The sequence below is a fragment of the Paracholeplasma brassicae genome, assembly GCF_000967915.1.
GTDB lineage: Bacteria > Bacillota_I > Bacilli_A > Acholeplasmatales > UBA5453 > Paracholeplasma > Paracholeplasma brassicae.
In genome coordinates this window covers 707359-725887 of record NC_022549.1, presented here as the reverse complement: position 1 = coordinate 725887, position 18529 = coordinate 707359, and the positions used below count along the sequence as shown (strand labels likewise).

General features: G+C 36.2%; 17 protein-coding genes. All 17 read right to left on the bottom strand.

From position 1 onward, the window contains the following. Positions 1–111: 111 nt before the first annotated feature. Positions 112–933 carry an ATP-binding protein gene (locus BN853_RS03295; protein ID WP_030004526.1) on the bottom strand — a complete coding sequence of 274 codons (822 nt, stop codon included), beginning with the start codon at positions 931–933 and terminating at the stop codon, positions 112–114. Continuing rightward, complete coding sequence (locus BN853_RS03290) at positions 926–2131, bottom strand: DnaD domain protein (RefSeq protein WP_030004525.1); 1206 nt, start codon at positions 2129–2131, stop codon at positions 926–928. The genes BN853_RS03295 and BN853_RS03290 overlap by 8 nt, the downstream gene beginning before the upstream one ends. An 8-nt stretch (positions 2132–2139) precedes the next feature. Beyond that, the gene (locus BN853_RS03285; protein WP_030004524.1) at positions 2140–2472 is read right to left on the bottom strand and encodes a hypothetical protein; all 333 of its coding nucleotides are present in this window, start codon (positions 2470–2472) and stop codon (positions 2140–2142) included. Positions 2473–2476: 4 nt separating this feature from the next. Further along, positions 2477–3064, bottom strand: coding sequence for a dephospho-CoA kinase (coaE, locus tag BN853_RS03280; protein ID WP_030004523.1), 588 nt, complete (start codon positions 3062–3064; stop codon positions 2477–2479). A gap of 4 nt (positions 3065–3068) precedes the next feature. Further along, positions 3069–3872 (bottom strand): DNA-formamidopyrimidine glycosylase, encoded by an 804-nt coding sequence (mutM, locus tag BN853_RS03275; protein ID WP_030004522.1) that lies wholly within the window; start codon positions 3870–3872, stop codon positions 3069–3071. Positions 3873–3934: 62 nt separating this feature from the next. Then, positions 3935–6553 carry a DNA polymerase I gene (gene polA, locus BN853_RS03270; RefSeq protein ID WP_030004521.1) on the bottom strand — a complete coding sequence of 873 codons (2619 nt, stop codon included), beginning with the start codon at positions 6551–6553 and terminating at the stop codon, positions 3935–3937. Positions 6554–6661: 108 nt separating this feature from the next. Continuing rightward, complete coding sequence (ffh, locus tag BN853_RS03265) at positions 6662–8065, bottom strand: signal recognition particle protein (protein WP_030004520.1); 1404 nt, start codon at positions 8063–8065, stop codon at positions 6662–6664. Next, complete coding sequence (ylxM, locus tag BN853_RS03260) at positions 8065–8382, bottom strand: YlxM family DNA-binding protein (RefSeq protein WP_030004519.1); 318 nt, start codon at positions 8380–8382, stop codon at positions 8065–8067. Before ylxM ends, ffh begins: the two co-directional genes overlap by 1 nt. 2 nt (positions 8383–8384) lie before the next feature. Further along, positions 8385–9350: a signal recognition particle-docking protein FtsY gene (gene ftsY / locus BN853_RS03255; protein WP_030004518.1), complete on the bottom strand. Its 966-nt coding sequence runs from the start codon at positions 9348–9350 to the stop codon at positions 8385–8387. A gap of 73 nt (positions 9351–9423) precedes the next feature. Continuing rightward, on the bottom strand, positions 9424–9918 hold the full coding sequence (gene tpx, locus BN853_RS03250) for a thiol peroxidase (RefSeq protein ID WP_030004517.1): 495 nt from the start codon (positions 9916–9918) through the stop codon (positions 9424–9426). A gap of 388 nt (positions 9919–10306) precedes the next feature. Then, positions 10307–12124, bottom strand: coding sequence for a type I DNA topoisomerase (gene topA, locus BN853_RS03245; RefSeq protein ID WP_030004516.1), 1818 nt, complete (start codon positions 12122–12124; stop codon positions 10307–10309). 178 nt (positions 12125–12302) lie between these two features. After that, a complete protein-coding gene (locus BN853_RS03240; RefSeq protein WP_030004515.1) occupies positions 12303–13364 on the bottom strand; it encodes a glycerophosphodiester phosphodiesterase family protein in 1062 nt (353 codons plus the stop codon). Further along, positions 13361–13987: a ribonuclease HII gene (locus BN853_RS03235; RefSeq protein WP_052591194.1), complete on the bottom strand. Its 627-nt coding sequence runs from the start codon at positions 13985–13987 to the stop codon at positions 13361–13363. Before BN853_RS03235 ends, BN853_RS03240 begins: the two co-directional genes overlap by 4 nt. Next, complete coding sequence (gene ylqF / locus BN853_RS03230; protein WP_030004513.1) at positions 13965–14816, bottom strand: ribosome biogenesis GTPase YlqF; 852 nt, start codon at positions 14814–14816, stop codon at positions 13965–13967. The genes BN853_RS03235 and ylqF overlap by 23 nt, the downstream gene beginning before the upstream one ends. Then, positions 14813–15616: a signal peptidase I gene (gene lepB / locus BN853_RS03225; RefSeq protein WP_030004512.1), complete on the bottom strand. Its 804-nt coding sequence runs from the start codon at positions 15614–15616 to the stop codon at positions 14813–14815. The genes ylqF and lepB overlap by 4 nt, the downstream gene beginning before the upstream one ends. Further along, positions 15613–17733: a DNA translocase FtsK gene (locus BN853_RS03220; protein WP_052591192.1), complete on the bottom strand. Its 2121-nt coding sequence runs from the start codon at positions 17731–17733 to the stop codon at positions 15613–15615. Before BN853_RS03220 ends, lepB begins: the two co-directional genes overlap by 4 nt. Then, a complete protein-coding gene (locus BN853_RS03215) occupies positions 17720–18520 on the bottom strand; it encodes a hypothetical protein (RefSeq protein ID WP_030004510.1) in 801 nt (266 codons plus the stop codon). The genes BN853_RS03220 and BN853_RS03215 overlap by 14 nt, the downstream gene beginning before the upstream one ends. Positions 18521–18529 lie beyond the last annotated feature (9 nt).

Here is an 18529-nt window from a genome sequence, read left to right as displayed (position 1 = left end):
TTGATTGTTTGTAGCTTTCACCATTCTACATCGCTTTTGATTAATCATAATCATGTCCTAATCATCACATTTCAAATTAAATTATATCACTTTAAGATTCGTTGTCAATCATTATTTGTATCTTTTTTGGCTCATTTCGACCGGTTCGGTCAAATCATAAATTCTTGAGACCAAACGAGTGGCTTTTAATTGATCCGTTTCATTTCCTGAATCAACGTACGTGCTAATCAATGCTTTCATGTTTAGATTCGATGAAACAAGTAACGGTAGACCAACACTCAAGCGGTGTTGCAAAATTGGTCCGAAGATTTCATCTCTAAACCAAGGGGTCATGTTTTCACTGCCTAAATCATCTAACACGAGTAGGTCACACGTTTTGAGTGCTTTAACCTTCTCTTCAAGTGAATGATCAGAGATCGCACTCTTTAAATAGCGAATCAAATCTGGGAAATAAGCAAAAATACTGTTCACTTCTTTTTTCGCAAGTTCATTGACGATTGCACTTAAAAGATACGTTTTTCCCGTTCGATATTGACCAAAGATATATAACCCTTTAATGAACTTTCCTTTTTCAAAACGTTCACAAAAACTTTTCGCCTTTTCAAGTAGTAACCTACGCTCCGAATTAAATGGTTCAAATTGTTCAAAGGTTGCTTCGATGACGTAATCACTATGATAAAACGTATCGATGTGACTCAGTTTTTCTTTTTCTTTCATGTACGCTTGATGCGTTTTTGAAGGAATGTATTCGATAAATACGTACGGTTCTAATCGTAAAACTGGTTCAAATCGTATGGTAATATCGTTTGGGTCAAAGTCTTTTTTCAACTCAATGTACTGACAAACCATCGGTAAATCTTGATCTTTAATGTCAAGATTTTTTGTTTCTTCAAACGATTGAACAATCAATCTTAAATCACTGTATTTAATCATGCTTTGTCTCTCCTGTCTCCATCGAATCAATAAAGTCATTTACCCAATCAGGTACGTGTTTAACCACACGATTAGATGCGTAATTTGTCTTGTTTGTTTTTGGTTTAGTCCCACTAGAATCACCCATAATGTAGTGATAAGCCGCTTCTTCATTATCAATCCCACGTTTGATCCAGTCATTTAATACCTTCTCTAAGTAGTTTAAGCTCGGTAAATCATTCTTTGAACGCAATGCGGCAATGATTACTGCATTAATCACTGCGATATCCACCGCGTTACGTTCAACCAAATTTCTTATCGTTTCTAAGGCGAACGATTGATTTGTTAGCTTTGATCCATAAGCACGAATAATCTCTTGTGGCTTTAATTTTGAAAGGACCAGCGGGTTTGTTGACTTCTGTTCTTTCATGTCAATTTCAATCGAATGATTCCCATTTTTTTGTTCGTTATACATTTTTGCGTTCAATGATATTTTTTCGTAAAAAATCGATTTGTTTTCTTCAATGTACGAATCGCTTAGAATACGCACCATTTCTTCGATACTAAACCCATAAACGTAAAAGATTGAGGCAATTTGACTCTTGATTTTTTCCGTGTAAAGACGTTTTTTCTTAATTCGGATCGGTAGTGCTTCATAGAGCACTTCAAAATCAAACTCGTCTTTAATCACAACACCTGTTCCGTTTTTTCTTCCAAACACATGTTTGTTTGTCGTTAACGCTTCTAAGTTATTGACTTGGAATACTTCATCAAAGGTTTTAGTGATATTTTCGTAGCCATCTTTGCTTACTTCTGGCACAGAGAATAACTCGAACAACATATTAAAGTTTTTATCGCCGATTTCTGAACGAAGAAAACTGCCTAAGATGCCATCCAAAAAGAATTGTTTTGGGCTAAGCGGCATATTAAGCTTGAATAAATAGATATCCTTTTTTTGATAGATGTTAATCAAACCAATCGCTTCAAGTTTTTGCCTTGCACTTAAAAAAGCCTTTTCTTTGATATTTAAAAGGTCGAGTAAAAAAGAAAAACTAACGATTTCCGATTGATGGTTTTTCTTATCAGTTAAGTTAGATAGCAATAAATAAAGACCATGTGCTTCTGTACCAATGAGTGGTTGATAAAGCAAACTTAATACGGCTTGATCTTCTTCAGAGATTGCACTGTTTTTCATGATCCATAGGCAATCATTTTTCATTCAATCACCTATCGTTTCTTTTCAGTTAACATTTTTCCGAGACGTTGATACATCTCAAAAATCATTGTCTTAGATCGACCAAAATCGAAAATATTTGCCACATTTAGTGTAAAATCAACCGCTGTTTCTCTACGATTCATCGATATGATTTTAACATCAAGTGTTGCTTGTTTTTTCTCTAAAATGAATTCACCGAACTGGTCGTCTTGGTGAAGCAGGTTAAATCCAAATTGTTTCGTTACGGATAAGACGGCGTTACTTACTTCTTTGTAATCACTTTGATACCATCTTGTAACGATTTTTGGGTCTTTCGCATTTTCTGCGGTACGATAAATTGGCATAATTCTACACTCCTATTAGTTGTTCATATAATTGTTTTAGCTGTTCATACATTTCTTCTTTTGTGCCTTCATTAGAAATGACATAAGTCGCTTTTTTTGCTTTCTCAGTTAAAGACATTTGAGCAGAGATTCGTTTTAGACTTTCTTCTTTTGAAAAGTGATTTCTTGTCATCAAACGACTGATTTGTGTTTTTTCATCAACATATATCACTAAGGTTTGATGGCATAATTGATCAAAGTCAGTCTCAAATAAGAGCGGGACATCTAATACAATGAGTGGCTCATTTTGATGCCTACTTAGTTCTTCTTTAATCATCGATTTAATGATTGGATGAACAATTTGCTCTAACTGTTTACGTTTGTTTGGGTCATTAAAAACCATTTTTCCTAGGGTTTCTCTATCTATTTTACCATTTTTTATGACATCTTTTGAAAAAGATTTCGAAATTTGATCGATTACCTCTTGATTAAAGTTCAATAGGTGATGATTCATTTTATCGGCGTCTAAAACTCGGATGCCTTGACTAACAAACCACTGACTTGCGGTTGACTTCCCAGAGGCGATACCGCCTGTTAAACCTAATACAATCATATGTTCACCTCTTTTGACAGGTCTTACAGTAAAAACTGCTTCTTCCATTAATCACTTGTTTTTCGATTAACGTTTGACAGTTCGGGCATGGTTCATTCAATTTTTGATGAACTCCTAAACTATGCTGAAAGCGCCCAGTAACACCGAGACTTGAGGTATAAGTTCTTATGGTCGTTCCACCCAAAGCAATTGACTCTCTTAAAATATCTTTCGCGTTTTCGATGATTAATTTTGTTTGTTTTTTGGTTAGGGTTGATGCCTTTTTTGCCGGATGTATCTTACTCCTAAAGAGTGTTTCATCCGCATATATATTGCCTAGACCTAAAATCATCTTTTGATCTAGAAGGACGGTCTTAATTGCTTGGTTCTTACGCTTGATGCGTTCGTAAAAAAGGTTAGCGTCTATCTCAAATGGGTCTTTCGCCAGTAAGGAAAGCGGTGGTGTTTTGTAGGTATCTTCTTTTATTCTTAAATCAAAGGTACCAAATTTTCTTGTGTCATGATAGCGCATTGTAAAATCGTCTAAATAAAAGATGACGTGTTCGTGTTTATCTCTTGGTTCGTCGTATGGTTTAAGAAAAAATCGGCCTTCCATTCTTAAATGAACGATTAAATCATGACTTCCTAAATTAAAAATTAGGTATTTGCCCAATCGATCGATTTTCTCAATTGTTTTTCCAATTAAAACAGATTGAACATCATTTGAAATCATTTTTTCGTAAAAGACATCCACGTGACGAATTCGTTTGTTTTTCACAAAATTTTCTAAGGTTCGTCTGACCGTTTCGACTTCTGGTAATTCTGGCATGATTAGAGCTCCTTTCTTCAAGCATTAGTTATTGTATTGATGCGAGTTTAAGTATCTAGAATCTACAAGTCAAACCAGTTAGTCCCTACATCACAACTTGTCTTTAAACTAACCGTTAGATCAACCGCATTGGCCATGATTTCAGGTACGACTCGCTTCATCTCTTCGAGTTCTTTTTCTGGTACTTCTAAGATTAATTCATCGTGCACCTGTAATAACAGTTTACTACGCTTTTTATTCTTTAATAGGTAATTTTGAAGCTTAATCATGGCTATTTTTATGATATCCGCAGCACTGCCTTGAATCGGTGCGTTCATGGCGGTTCTTTTTCCGAACTCTCTAACTTGATAAAGTGGACTAGATAATTCGCTAATGTATCTTCGTCTGTTCATCAATGTCTTTACATACCCCAATTCGGTCGCGGTTTCGATTGTGTTATCCATGTATGTTTTAATTTCAGGGTAAACTTCAAGGTATTTATCTATGAAATTTTGAGCTTCTCGTGGCGTGACTGATAAATCCTCAGCTAAACTCCAAGAACCAATCCCATAAATGATTCCAAAGTTGACGGCTTTGGCTTTTCTTCTTTCATCGGCACTCACCATTTCGCTACCAAACACTTCTTTCGCTGTTTGTTCATGGATGTCTTTGTTTTCGTTAAATGCTTTAATCAAGTTTTTCACATTTGCCATTGCGGCTAAGACCCGTAACTCAATTTGAGAATAGTCCGCAGCCAGTAGATAATTGTGCTCTTTAGCCACAAACAATTTTCTAATTTCACGGCCTTCAGCGGTTCTGACTGGTATATTTTGTAGGTTTGGTTCTAATGACGAAAGTCGACCGGTTGCGGTCAGTGCTTGGGCATAAATGGTGTGGACTTTTCCGTCTTCAAATACCGATTGTTCAAGACCTTCGATGTAGGTTGAATATAATTTGGTTAATTGACGATATTCAAGAATCATTGGAATCACCGGGTGTTTATCCATTAAATGGTTTAACACATCGATGTTCGTCGAATAGTTTTTACCTTTGGTTTTTTTGGACGTTTCAAGACCTAAATCGACAAACAACACCTCGCCTAGTTGTTTTGGACTAGCGATGTTAAATTCTTTTCCAACGGATTCATAAATTGACTTTTCGAGCACATCAATTCGCTTTTTGAGTTCTGTTTTTTGATGTTTAAGTTCCTCTTGATCGACACTAATGCCGTTATATTCCATACGAGCAAGTACGCTTGAAAGTGGTAATTCGATTTCTGAATACAGGTCGAATTGTTCGTTGATTTTTAATTCACTCAATAAGGTGTCTTTGAGATCAAAGATGGCACGTGCTTTTTTGGCAACGTGAACTTGATAGATTGATTCCTCTGGAAGCTGTTTTTTAGCACCTTTGCCGTAGATTTGTTCATCATAGTCGATTTGATCGTAATCAAACGCCATACAAATCACTTTAAAATCGTCTTTTGCGAGCTTTTGATTGATCAAATAGGCTGCAAGTAGCATGTCAAATGAAACCCCGTTTAAATCGAGTCCTTTCCATAATAAAGCAACTTTCATGGCTTTGGAGTCAAAGGTGTATTTGACAATTGAATCGTCGCTTAAGAACATTTGAAAATCAATCGACTCTAATGCGACATTCACAGGAATAAAGTAAGTGCTATCCTCATCAGCAAGTGAAAAACCGACCAAATCCGATTTATGATAATTGAAATCATAAATTTCTAAGTGGACTGCCATGTTTGTTTTTAATATTTTTTTAATGTCTTGATGTGACGTAATAAGCTTGTAATCAAAGTCTTTTAGTTCTTCTTTTGGTTTATCTAATTTTTTGATGAACGCGTGAAAATCACATTCATTGTAAAAAGAGACCAACCGATCAAAATCGTATTTTTGATAGGCAAGTGATTCAAAAGTAATCGTTAGAGGTACATCAAGATCAATGGTTGCCAATTCCTTTGAAAGAATAGCCTTATCCTCGTTTTCTCTTATACGTTCGCCTAACTTGCCTTTAATGTCTTCTTTATTTTCTAAAATCTTATCTAACGTTCCATAGGTTTGCAATAACTTAACTGCTGTTTTTTCACCAACACCTGGTACCCCTGGAATGTTATCTGAAGCATCACCCATCAATGCCTTTAAGTCAATCATCAATTCATGTGAGATGCCATATTTCTCTAAAAATGAGGTTGGATTCATTGCTTCAATATCGGTTACCCCTTTTTTGATTAAATGAATGGTCACGTTATGATCAATTAACTGAAGTAAGTCTCGGTCTGAAGAATAAATATCCACTTGATAATCCGTCTTTGAAGCAATTACGGAAAACGTACCAATAATGTCATCTGCCTCATACCCTTCAAGTGCATAATCAGCCACATTTAAAGCGCTTAGATATTCATGAATCAAAGGAATCTGCATTTGCATTTCTTCAGGCATTGGTGCTCTACCTGCCTTGTAATCCTCGTATTGCTCATGTCGTTTTGTTTTTTTAGGTGTATCAAACGCAATCAATGCATGAGAATATGGTTTTTCTAGTATTTTTTCTATCATATTGACAAAGGCAAAAACGGCATTTGTATACACGCCTTTAGTGTTTTTCATCAGATTACCACCAGGGTAAGCTGTTGCGTAATAAGCTCTAAAAAAGAGCGAGTTTCCATCTATTAATACCAATCGTTTCATAAGTACCCCCTAAGTTAGGTTTATTTTACCATAATTTGAGACAAATCTCATTTATTTTGGCTGTAATTACCTGTGTTTTTTTAAGACAAAAAGCCCCTAGAGGCTTTATTAAAATCGGAATTGTCCTTTATTTTTACCCTTGCCTTTTTTTACCTTTTGTTGAGGCATTAAGCTTTGTGGATTTCGTTGTATGTTCTTCATGTCTCTTTCTGACATGCCTGACATTTGTTTTGCTAGTTTCTTTTGTTGGTCTAATGCTTGTATCAAGCGATTTAAATCGGATACTTGCATACCTGAACCCTTACTAATGCGTTGACGTCTTCTTGAAGACGACTCGACGAGTTTCGGATTTTTTCTTTCTTCTTCTGTCATTGAGTGGATTAACACCGACATTTTATCAAACTGTTTGTCATCAACGTTACTTAACTGGTCTTTATATTTTCCCATCCCAGGAATGAATCCCATGATTTTAGAAATAGACCCCATTCGTTTGATCATTTTAAACTGTTTTAATAAATCATTGTAGTTGAAATTATCAGACATCATTTTTTCCATCATGCCCATAGCTTCGTCTTCATCGATGTTTTGTGTGGCTGTTTCAATTAAGGTCAGCATGTCACCCATGCCAAGAATTCTTGAGGCCATACGTTCCGGATGAAAGGCTTCAAATGAATCCATTTTTTCACCACTTGAGGCAAATTTGATTGGAATTTGTGAAATTTCTCTAATTGATAACGCCGCACCACCCCTAGTGTCCCCATCAAGTTTAGTTACAATGGCACCAGTGGTGTTTAATTGATTATGAAAACTCTCAGCCACTTGAGCAGCCACTTGCCCAGTCATCGCATCTACCGTCAATAAGATTTCATCTGGTTTTGCGATTTCTTTAACGTCGACAAGTTCTTGCATCATCGCCTCATCGATATGTAATCTACCCGCCGTGTCAATGATGACCACGTCGTATTGATTTTCTTTGGCGTATGTAAGACCATTTTTCACAATGGTTTGTGCCTTATTCATACCTTCATCATAGACAAATATATCAAGTTGCTTACCGATGGTTTTTAACTGATCAATGGCCGCAGGGCGGTAAATGTCAGCCGCAATAAACATGACTTTTTTCTTTTCCGTTTTACGTATAAAAGCACCCATTTTACCAATGGCTGTTGTTTTACCTGAACCTTGTAGACCAACCGTCATAATGACCGTTAAGCCGTTAATTTTATAGGAAATGCCAACCGATTCATCACCCATCACACGTTTAAGTTCATCAAATACAATTTTGACGACTTGCTGACCTGGGTTCAGTCCAGACAATATTTTTTGACCGACGGCTTTTTCTTTTACATTATTGATAAACGTTTTAATTACTTTTAAATTGACGTCTGCTTCAAGAAGTGACAAACGTACTTCTCTCATCATCTCATCAATGTCTGTTTCTGTCAGTTTACCTTTACCGGTTAAACGACGCATCGCCATTTGTAAGCGACTACTTAAACTATCAAATGCCATTAAATTTCATCCATTTCTTTTAGTTTTATTAAATAATCCGTGTCTTTCGTCTCAAAATAACTCGTTAAATATGCTTTGCGTTTTTCTTTTTGCTCATTTAATTTTAAGACATCCTCAAATTTCACTAGATGTTCTTCTGTTTTTTTCAATTGATCAAATACTGCATTACGACTTACCTGAAAGAGTGTTGCTACTTCTTGTAGCGAGTAATCATCTAAATAGTAAGCGTTAAAATACAATCGTTGTTTTTCTGTGAGTAGGTCTTGATAAATTGAGTATAACGCATTCAATCGTTGATTCTTCTCAAGCGTGTCCATCATTACGCCTCAAAGAAATCTGAGAATAATCCGTAAATATAATCCTCAATATCAAATAAAACAAGATCCTCAATTTTTTCACCTAAGCCAATGTACTTGATAGGCAGCTTAAACAAGTGACGAATCGCTAAAACGATTCCACCTTTGGCAGTCCCATCGAGTTTGGTTAGTATGACACCAGTAACGTCAGTAGCTTCTTTAAATACTTCGGCTTGTTTTAAGCCATTTTGACCGGTGGTTGCATCAATGACAAGTAGTGTTTCGCTTGGTTGATCTGGTAATTCTTTTTTGATCACACGATGCATTTTTTCAAGTTCTTTCATCAAATTAACTTTATTTTGTAGTCTACCAGCGGTATCTGCTAAAACAACGTCATAGTGCTCTTTTTTCGCCTTAACGATGGCATCAAAAATGACACTTGAAGGGTCTGATCCCGGTTCTTTTTTAAAGATATCGACACCCGCTCTTGTTGCCCAAACATTTAACTGTTCAATGGCCCCTGCTCTAAAGGTATCACCCGCAACCATTAACACTTTTTTACCTTCTTTTTTTAACTGATAAGCTAACTTGCCAATCGATGTTGTTTTCCCTACGCCGTTGACACCCACAAATAAATAGACATTGACTTCTTTTTCTTTGTAGTCTAAATCGGCAATCACGACTTCATCTTGTAAGTAGAGATTAAACATTTCATCCACGATAATCTCTTGAAGTTCTTTGGGTTCCTTAATTGACTTCACATCGATTTCTTTTCTTAAATCGGCCATAAATGACAAGACGGTATCAATCCCAATGTCAGCCATAATTAAGATTTCTTCAAGTTCATCAAATAAGTCTTCATCAATCGTTTTCTTTTCCTCGAGTAATTTCTTTAGATTACCGAGTGTTTCTCTTGATTTATGTAGTCCTAATTTGTATTTATCATTTTTCGTTTTATTTTTTTTGAATAATTTGCTAAACAATCCCATACAATCACTCCTAAAATACATTATAACATATTTCACATAGTGATGAAAAAAAAAACCAAAAGAAAACTTTTGGTTATAGGGTTTCGATAAAGTCAAATAATTGGCTGTAATTCGGGTGATTCGTCATTTCATTTAAATACTCCACATAGATGACTTCTCTTTGTTCATTTAATACAAACACTGAGCGTGCAAGTAAACGTAATCCAACGATGTTTACACCATACTTGTTCGCAAAATCAAGCGTTTGATAATCACTTAATGTGAGGATATTATCTAAACCTGCGGCACCACACCATCTGGCTTGGGCAAAAGGTAAGTCATTTGAAATTGTTAAAACGGTTGTGTCTTTCAAATCAGCTAATTTTTCGTTGATTTGTCTTGTTTGCATGTCACAAACACCCGTATCAAGTGATGGTACGACGTTGATTAATACGTACTTGGAATTAAAATCAGAAAGTGATACTTTGTTTAAACTACGGTCAACACAGGTGAAGTCGCTTGCCTTATCGCCAACGTTTAATACCGTTCCGATGACCTCGATAGGATTATTTTTCATTGTTTTTGTCATAGATTTTTATTCATACTCATTTTTGTTTTTTTTTGAGTATGCCTCCAAAACTATTATATGTAATTACAGCTAAAATAAAAAACGATACGCACTTAGTTTATTTGGTTGAACTGTATTTGATCAAACGTCGACTTGTTAAATTTAGCTTAAATAAAAAAAAATCTCCCCCGAGGGTAAAAGTCGGGGGATAATTAAGGGGATTGTGTGAGTTATCAGTTCACACTTAATAGGGGATAAGTAGCACCCTTTGTCGGATGCATTATTATATTATCACGTTTGTAAGCGTTTGTAAAGCGTTTTATCGTGTTTTTTAGTTTTCTAAAGTTGAGGCATTTTTTGAGGTGCCATGTATTAAAAAAATCAGCTGTTTTTAGCTGATTTTCCTAGTTTATTCTGGTTTCTTTTCTTCAATGCTTCTTGTGTAAGTACATTGTGGTTTTTGAGTAAACCCGGAACATGCAATGAATGCTTGGCCTTTTTTATTGTTTCTAATGACCAGTGATCGAAAACAATTTGGACAAAGTTCGCCGACTTCTTTTGGTGGCAGTTTAACCATATCTTTAAATGCTTCTTCTAATATTGGCTCAAAACGTTTGTAAAAGTCCATTAATTCAACGTTCCAAACTTTTTTCCCTACCGAGATTTCATCTAACTCATTTTCCATGAATTGCGTATATTCTGTGTTAATAATTGACGAGAAATATTTATCAAGTGCCTCGGATGTAATGATGCCTTGTTCTGTCGGAATGAGTGATCCTTTTGTTTTTTCAACGTATTGGCGTGCCAATAGTGTTTTATTGATTTCCGCGTAAGTTGAAGGTCGTCCAACACCGAGTTCTTCTAAATCTTTAATTAGGCTTGCTTCTGTATACCTTGATTTTGGTTTGGTAAATTGTTGAACTGAAGTGATTTCAGTTGCATTTAATTCATCACCAATGGCCAGTTTTGGTAGGGTTTGTTTGGCCGGTTCATAGTTTTTGTTCGCCTTGTGATGACCTTCAAAGACAAGTTTTGATGCCGACGCTTTGAATATTTCATCGTGATTTTCTAGCTCAACCGACGTCACTTCATAAATCGCATCCGCCATTAGCGAGAAGAGTGCTCGTTCATAAATCAGTTTATACACTTTATACTCTTGATCGGTTAAATACGGTTTCATTAATTCTGGTGTGCGTTTAATTGAGGTTGGTCTGATCGCTTCATGAGCGTCTTGTTGATTTGCTTTTTTCTTACCAACTTTTGGTTTACCAATGTATTCTTTACCATACAAACGTGCGATTTCACCGAATGCATCTTTGATAAACTCATCCGATAGTCTTGTTGAGTCTGTTCTCATGTAGGTAATCAAACCAACGGTTTCGTCTTTGATTTCTTTACCTTCATACAGGCCTTGTGCAATACCCATCACACGTGACCCACTGTAGCCAAGTTTATTAATCCCGTCTTGTTGTAGTGTCGAGGTAACGTAGGCTGGGTTCGAGGCGCGTGTGAGTTTTTTGGTTTGTATGTCTTTTACTCTAAATGGCCCTTGAAGCTTATTAATGATTGCTTGAGCTTCAATTTCCGTTTTGACTGACTTACTCGAATTTTGTGAGTAGTCAGCGATAAACGTATCAAAGTTCGCATGTAGTAAGTGATATTCTTGTGGCACAAAGGCAAGAATTTCTTTTTCTAGGTCTACGATCATTTTAAGGGCAACGCTTTGAACACGCCCTGCGGATTTAGAACCTATTTTTTGTTGTAAAAGCTTGGAAAGTCTAAAACCAATAATTCGGTCTAAGATGCGTCTTGCTTCTTGAGAATGGACTAGGTCGCGATCAATCTTTCTTGGCTCGCTTACTGCCTTTAAAACCGCCTCTTTTGTTACTTCGTTAAAGGTGATACGGTTATCTTGATCCAAGTCTAAATTCAAAATGTCTGCGACGTGCCACGCGATTGCTTCACCTTCACGGTCCGGGTCGGTTGCAATCAAGACGTTACTCTTTTGAGTTTGCTTGATTAATTCTTTGATTACTTTTTCCTTGCCTTTAGATACTTTATAATTAGGTTTAAAATCATTTGCAAGATCTATACCCAAACCATAGGTACCTGAGGTAGCTAATTCTCTGATATGACCAACGGTTGCTAAAACGACGGTATCGTTACCGACGTAGTTAGCGATGGTCTTTGATTTTGATGGTGATTCTACTATTATTACTGTTTTCATTTAATCACTTCTTTCGCATTTGTATATTATATAGTTGAAATTTTCTTGTGTCAAGCCAAAAACAATGCGTTTCTTTCTATATATTATATATATCTTTTTTTGTCCATTACTATATTTATCTTAGAAACGCCTCTTTTACTCTAAAAAGAAATCGCCTAGAGTAAACAGGCGATTTCGATTAATTGAATTCATATTCATTAAGTACTTCTTCTAATAAGTCTGGTCGATCCGTGATGATGCCATCGACACCAAGCTCTACGAGGTACCTCATATCTTCTTTTTCATTGACTGTCCAAAAAATGACCGCTAAGTTCTTTTCTCTTGCATCCTCGATGAGAGACTTTTGTGCAATATTGGTTAAATATCGTTCTTCAACCTCATCGTATCGAACAATTTTACTTCGAATAAAACCTGGCAATTTCTTTAATAGACTGACTTGTGAATCACTGACTTGATCTTCAAAGGGTATGATTAGCAAGGCATCGGTCGGTTTATAAAAGAAGTCTAGACTAAATGCACTAAACAATACAAAGTTCATTGTTTCTTTTGAGGCGGTTGAGGTTGTAATTTCGTTATTCGACAACCGTTTAAATGCTTTGATTACTTCATCATCAAAGGATGAGACAATGACGTTATCTTTCATGTCATAGTTAGTAATTAACGTCATCAAGGCCTCAACAGCTTTTTCAAACTGCGTGGTTTCATCTTGTAAGTCTTTGATTTCTAAAATATAGTATTTGTTCGGATAAAGTGAAAAAATCGTTTCAAGTTTGACTGGAATCAGCTCGTCAAGAATTGATTGGTCCATTTCATTTTCATAAGGTTTTTGTCCATCAATGTTAACAAACGATCGAACATAAGGGTAGTTGTTATCTTTGATTATCGACACAATTTCTTGATAGGTTAGATTTTTGATTAGTAGGTCAGGTTGAAACAAAGAACGATTTAAATCATGTCTTAAGTCTAAATCGTGATGGGCAATCAATACTAAATCTTTGGTTAGCGTTAAATCAATTTCAAACATGTCGTATTGATCCGTATTTTTAAATGCATGTAACGTATTTTCAGGGTAAAGTGCTTTGGCCCCACCATGCGGTATAATGAGTGGCCGTTCATTTTTTCTGATGAACGTATTGTCTTTGTCGTAGGTGCGAGAAATAGGAAGAATATCCAACAACACGATTGATATTAATGTGATCAAGAGAAAACTGATTAGGATTTTGATGGTTTTCTTGATCACTTTAAGCCTCCAAGCATGGACTTTATCGGTTCAAATGTTTTTCTGTGAATCGGACAAATGCCATGTTCTTTGATGGCTTCAACGTGGGCTTTCGTTGGGTATCCTTTGTGTTTTTGAAATCCGTATTGTGGAAAGAGTTCATCCATTTCTTTCATGTATTGATCTCTAGTTACCTTAGCAATGATTGATGCCGCAGCGATGCTAATCGATCGTTGATCGCCTTTAATCAGTGATTCAGTAGGAATCCCTATTTCTTCTTCAAGCATCATTGCATCAGCAAGGACGTAATCCGGTTTTATCTTTAGTCCTTTAATGGCTGAAATCATTGCATTTTTAGCCGAGCGATAGATATTAACTTGGTCAATTTCTTGTGGTGAAACCATTGAAATACTGATGGCAAGGGCTTGTTCTTTAATCAAACCGATGAGCGCATTTCGTTTTTTTTCGCTTAGCTTTTTTGAGTCATCCACACCAGGTAGTTTTGCACCTTTTTTTAAGATGATTGCACAAGCGACCACAGGACCTGCAAGCGGTCCTCTGCCTGCTTCATCTGTGCCACAAACAAAATTGAAACCGTGGCTATTCAATTTGTCTTCAAATTCATAAAGATTGATATCGGTCAAATGTAATTCCTCCTAAGTTACCATCACGCAGGTCTTTTAGTAATAACTCATAAACTGTGTCATAGTTCACTTCGTTACCCTTAATTAACGCACCACGTTTTCGACCAATTTCGCTAAACGTGTCGATGGGTTCTAAGACCTCATTTAATTGGTAACGTTTCTTGAGTTCTTCTTTGTAGTAGGTTTTTAGGAAATGATGGGCATAAAATGCAATTTCTTCATTTGGTAAAATGGTATCTTTAATCGCGCCAGAAAGTGCTAAGTGATAACCAACTTTCTCGTCTTCAAACTTTGGCCATAACACACCTGGGGTATCGAGTAATTCAAAATCCTCTGAAATTTTAACCCATTGTTGGGCTTTAGTAACTCCAGGGGTATTACCTGTTCTTGTTGCTTTCTTACGAGATAATGTGTTAATTAGCGTCGATTTCCCTACGTTAGGAATACCAATAATCATTGTCCGAATGGCTCTTCTTTGCATGCCGCGTTTTTTTTCTTTTTCAAGTAGTGGTTTTAATATCTCATCCGATAAAGGTTTTATTTTACGGATATTTTTTCCGGTAATTGCATCAATTTTCAGTGAACTGAAGCCTTCTTTTTGATAGAAGTTCAACCACTTATCGAGTTCAGATTGATCGGCTAAGCTCGATTTATTAAACAATATTAATGCCGGTTTATTTCCTATAATCTCTTTAATTTTTGGATTCATCGATGACTCAGGTAATCTTGCATCAAGTAAGATAAATACGATGTCGACTTTTTTTAAATTCTCTTTTATTTCTCTTAAGGCTTTAGACATATGTCCAGGGAACCATTGTACTTGCTTCATGAAATCACCTCAAATTTGGGAGAAAAGCGTAGCAATACTTTTCCAACCAATTGTTCTTCTTTGATAAAACCGATTCGTCTTGAGTCAAGCGAGGTTTGAATATTGTCACCTAGAATGAAATAAGACCCTTTAGGTATCAAGTCATTCGAAAGTCCGTTTAGGGTTTGTGCAAGTGACTCTCGATACTCTGGTGGTACGTCTTGTTTGAGCTCATCGTTTATGTATAATTTCCCATTTAAACGATCGAACTGTATTTTATCACCTGGCAGCCCAATGAGTCGTTTAACGTAATAAATTTGTTCGAAATTATGTTCTTTCATATCGACAATCACAACGTCGTCTCGTTTAGGTGAATAATTCATGTGGTATGCGATGATTTTATCCCCACCAAAAAGCGTTGTTTCCATGGATGTGCCTTCAACTACCGCTGTTCGAACAACAAACGATATTAGAATAAACACAAAATAGGTTGATAATAAAAAGAAATGGATTAAATCGATTCGCTTAAACCGACTTAGTGTGCTCTCTTTAGTTACTAAAGCCTCTTTAGATGGCAAATAGTAAGCGACGATTAATGAAAGTAGTGCGCTTGTAATGATGATTAGTACTTTATATTTTTGATCGGTAAATGAACCAAATCCAAGTACCGTAAATAACAGTGTTAAGACACTGACAAAAATTAAATAGACTAATAGTTGACGTAGTTTTTTATCAATGGTCTTAGAAACGACATTAATCGCTTCACTTTCTTGTTCGGTTTCATTTAATTTTAATTCTTCTAATGCATTTTTTAATTTCATATTAGATTTTCCAATTCTTGTAGCGATGCCAATACTTCTCTTGGTTTGTTACCTTCGCCTTTAGATACAATATTGCTATTTTCAAGCATTTCCATTAATCGTTGTGCTCGGTTAAATCCCACGTTAAAATTTTGTTGGATGGCGTTGATGGATGCTTTTTGTTCACTAACAACAAAGCGTGCAACGTCCATTAATAATTCGTCGGATTCCATTTTTTCTTTACTAATTGAGAAAGATTTTAATGATTCATGATCGAACACATAATTTGGCGGCAATTGTTCACGGATAAAATCAGTCACTCGTTCGATTTCGCTATCTTTTAAATAAGCGCCTTGTAAACGAAGTGGTCTCTCTGCCGTTTTATAAAGCATATCCCCACGACCGAGTAACTGCTCTGCCCCTGCCCCATCAAGTATTGTCGTTGAGTCTGTAAAAGACGCCACTTTAAATGCAATTCTCGTTGGAATGTTGGCTTTAATTGTGCCTTTGACCACGTCGGTTGTTGGACGTTGTGTGGCCACTAACAGATGGATGCCTGCGGCTCTGGCTTTTTGGGTTAAGCGCTGAATCGCGTCTTCAACGTCGTTTGCTGAAACCATCATTAAGTCAGCAAGTTCATCTATGATGATGATGATGTATGGCATTTTTTCAATTGATGGATTTTCAATCGCTTTTTGGTTATAACTGTTTAAGTCTTTCGCGCGGTTTGCTGCAAACTTAACAAACCGTTTATCCATTTCTTCAACCGCCCAAGAAAGCGCAGTTGCGGCCATTTTAGGATCTGTGATTACCGGCGTCAATAAATGAGGCAGTTCATCATAAATGCTAAGCTCAACCATTTTAGGGTCAATTAATATAAACTTTAAATCGTCAGGGTGATTCTTTAACAATAAACTCACGATGATTGTATTCACACAGACGCTCTTACCACTATTGGTCGCACCAGCAATCAACCCGTGCGGCATTTTTTGAATGTCTGCGTAAATGTTATTACCATCAATGTCCACACCAAGTGCAACTTTTAGAGGATGGTCAGTATCGTTTAAGAATGATTCATCGTCAATAACGTTACCGAAAGCAACGATTTCTGGCACGGTATTTGGTATCTCAATCCCGACAAAACTCTTGCCTGGAATTGGCGCTTCAATGCGTAGCGTTTTAGCAGCCAAATTCATCATCAGGTTATCTTTAATTCGCGTCATTTCTTTGACATTGACACCAGGCTCTAATTCGACTTCGTGTCGTGTGACGGTTGGTCCTTTTGTGATGTTATGTACTTTACCTGGCACACCAAACAAATCGAGTGTTTGGTTGACGACAGCTTCTTGTGTGACTAACCAATCAGGTCTTGCATTTTGATCACGCGTGATTTTAGAAAACATCTGCGGATTTGGAAAGCGATAGGTCGGTTTTGAAACGACTTTCTTTTGTACCTGCTGATTAACAAATGTTTCTGGTTTAGTAAACTTAGGTTCTTCTTTATGTGCTTGAAATGGCTTTTTCTCAACCGGTTCTTTGATGTTTGTTTGCTCACTGGTTTGGACTTCTTCGGGTTTAAATCGTCGTTCAAACACCAAATCTGTCTTTTTGGCTGTTTCGATGGTTGGTTTTTGAATTACCTCTTCTTTTTCTAAATTAAAATCCGTAGAGCTTATTTTAGGCATCACAACGACTGGCTCATTTCGATATTGATCAACAAAATTCTCTGGTTCTTGTTTGGTCTTTTGAAATGGTATCTCTATTTGTGTTTCTTTTTTACGTTCATCTTCGTATTTACGTGTGTGATCAATGACGACGTCACTGCCAAAGAGTTCTTTTCTAGCTTCATTTGAAACCATGGTGGCTTTAAACTCATCATAGTTAGAACGGTCAGACATTGGTTTGTTACGAAATGCATCGTAGCGTTTTTTGATGTCGCCTGAATCTTTTATTACGTAAGGTGCAACCGTTTTATCTTTAACGGACATACCAAAAATAGGTGAAATAAATTCAGACGTTTTATACTTTTTCTTCTGATCCATTTTCAATCCTTCAATTTTCACAAACTGAGGAATTCGAAAATCCGGGATATCTTTTTTAGGTAGTTCTTCAATCGGTCTACGTTTAAACAGCGTCATCAAGATCTTCCTCCTCAACGTATTTTTTTACATCGCCTTTGATTTCTTCATACAGTTGATCGACACCTGAATCAATTGTCTTTTCAACCTTAAATACATTTTTGCTATAAATCTTATAAGTCTCTTCACCGACAATACCAATCACAGATAATGCGATTTTATTGATAATCAATTGTGTTAATTTATCCACGGTCACTTTTCTAATCCAATAAGCCGGATTAATTATATTAATGGCTGAAAAAATAGCTGAAGCTGTTTTTCTTACTTTAAACTTTTTTTCTGCTTTCATGACAGCAGAATCTTCAATTGTCTGCTTCATCTCATACAGAGACATCAAGCGAGACAGCGTTGTTTTTCTAAATATTTTTAATAATCTAGCTTCGAATATTCGATCAATTCGATCGGTAATGTAATGCCCGAGTAAGAGCGTTTCATCTAGCGTAAGCTCTAAATGTGGGTGTTTTGAATTCGGATAAAACTTAGCCGCAATGTCTTTTGAGAGATCAAGAGATAATTGCTTCACATAGATTGCAAACCCAACTTCTTCTCTTAATTTTTTGTTCTTATATTGGCTTTGGGCATCTTTAATTAATAATTTGATTTCTTCTTCATCAATGTCTGGCTCTTGTGCGTCCCTGATTTGTCGTTTTTTATTGAGTGTCGCTAACACGCTATAAACATAAACAAGCAATAATAGTAAAAAACCGAACATAATCCCGGTTAGAAAGACCACAAGATAACCGATATCAACATTAATTCCAAACACACTAAATAAGATCAGAATCATCAGCTCCTC

Coding starts and splice junctions, on each gene's coding strand:
- coaE (WP_030004523.1), bottom strand. CDS start 3,064: ATGATTGTATTAGGTTTAACAGGCGGTATCGCCTCTGGGAAGTCAACC.
- BN853_RS03215 (WP_030004510.1), bottom strand. CDS start 18,520: ATGATTCTGATCTTATTTAGTGTGTTTGGAATTAATGTTGATATCGGT.
- lepB (WP_030004512.1), bottom strand. CDS start 15,616: ATGAAATTAAAAAATGCATTAGAAGAATTAAAATTAAATGAAACCGAA.
- ffh (WP_030004520.1), bottom strand. CDS start 8,065: ATGGCATTTGATAGTTTAAGTAGTCGCTTACAAATGGCGATGCGTCGT.
- polA (WP_030004521.1), bottom strand. CDS start 6,553: ATGAAACGATTGGTATTAATAGATGGAAACTCGCTCTTTTTTAGAGCT.
- BN853_RS03220 (WP_052591192.1), bottom strand. CDS start 17,733: ATGACGCTGTTTAAACGTAGACCGATTGAAGAACTACCTAAAAAAGAT.
- ftsY (WP_030004518.1), bottom strand. CDS start 9,350: ATGGGATTGTTTAGCAAATTATTCAAAAAAAATAAAACGAAAAATGAT.
- BN853_RS03285 (WP_030004524.1), bottom strand. CDS start 2,472: ATGCCAATTTATCGTACCGCAGAAAATGCGAAAGACCCAAAAATCGTT.
- mutM (WP_030004522.1), bottom strand. CDS start 3,872: ATGCCAGAATTACCAGAAGTCGAAACGGTCAGACGAACCTTAGAAAAT.
- BN853_RS03295 (WP_030004526.1), bottom strand. CDS start 933: ATGATTAAATACAGTGATTTAAGATTGATTGTTCAATCGTTTGAAGAA.
- ylxM (WP_030004519.1), bottom strand. CDS start 8,382: ATGGACACGCTTGAGAAGAATCAACGATTGAATGCGTTATACTCAATT.
- tpx (WP_030004517.1), bottom strand. CDS start 9,918: ATGACAAAAACAATGAAAAATAATCCTATCGAGGTCATCGGAACGGTA.
- topA (WP_030004516.1), bottom strand. CDS start 12,124: ATGAAAACAGTAATAATAGTAGAATCACCATCAAAATCAAAGACCATC.
- ylqF (WP_030004513.1), bottom strand. CDS start 14,816: ATGAAGCAAGTACAATGGTTCCCTGGACATATGTCTAAAGCCTTAAGA.
- BN853_RS03290 (WP_030004525.1), bottom strand. CDS start 2,131: ATGAAAAATGATTGCCTATGGATCATGAAAAACAGTGCAATCTCTGAA.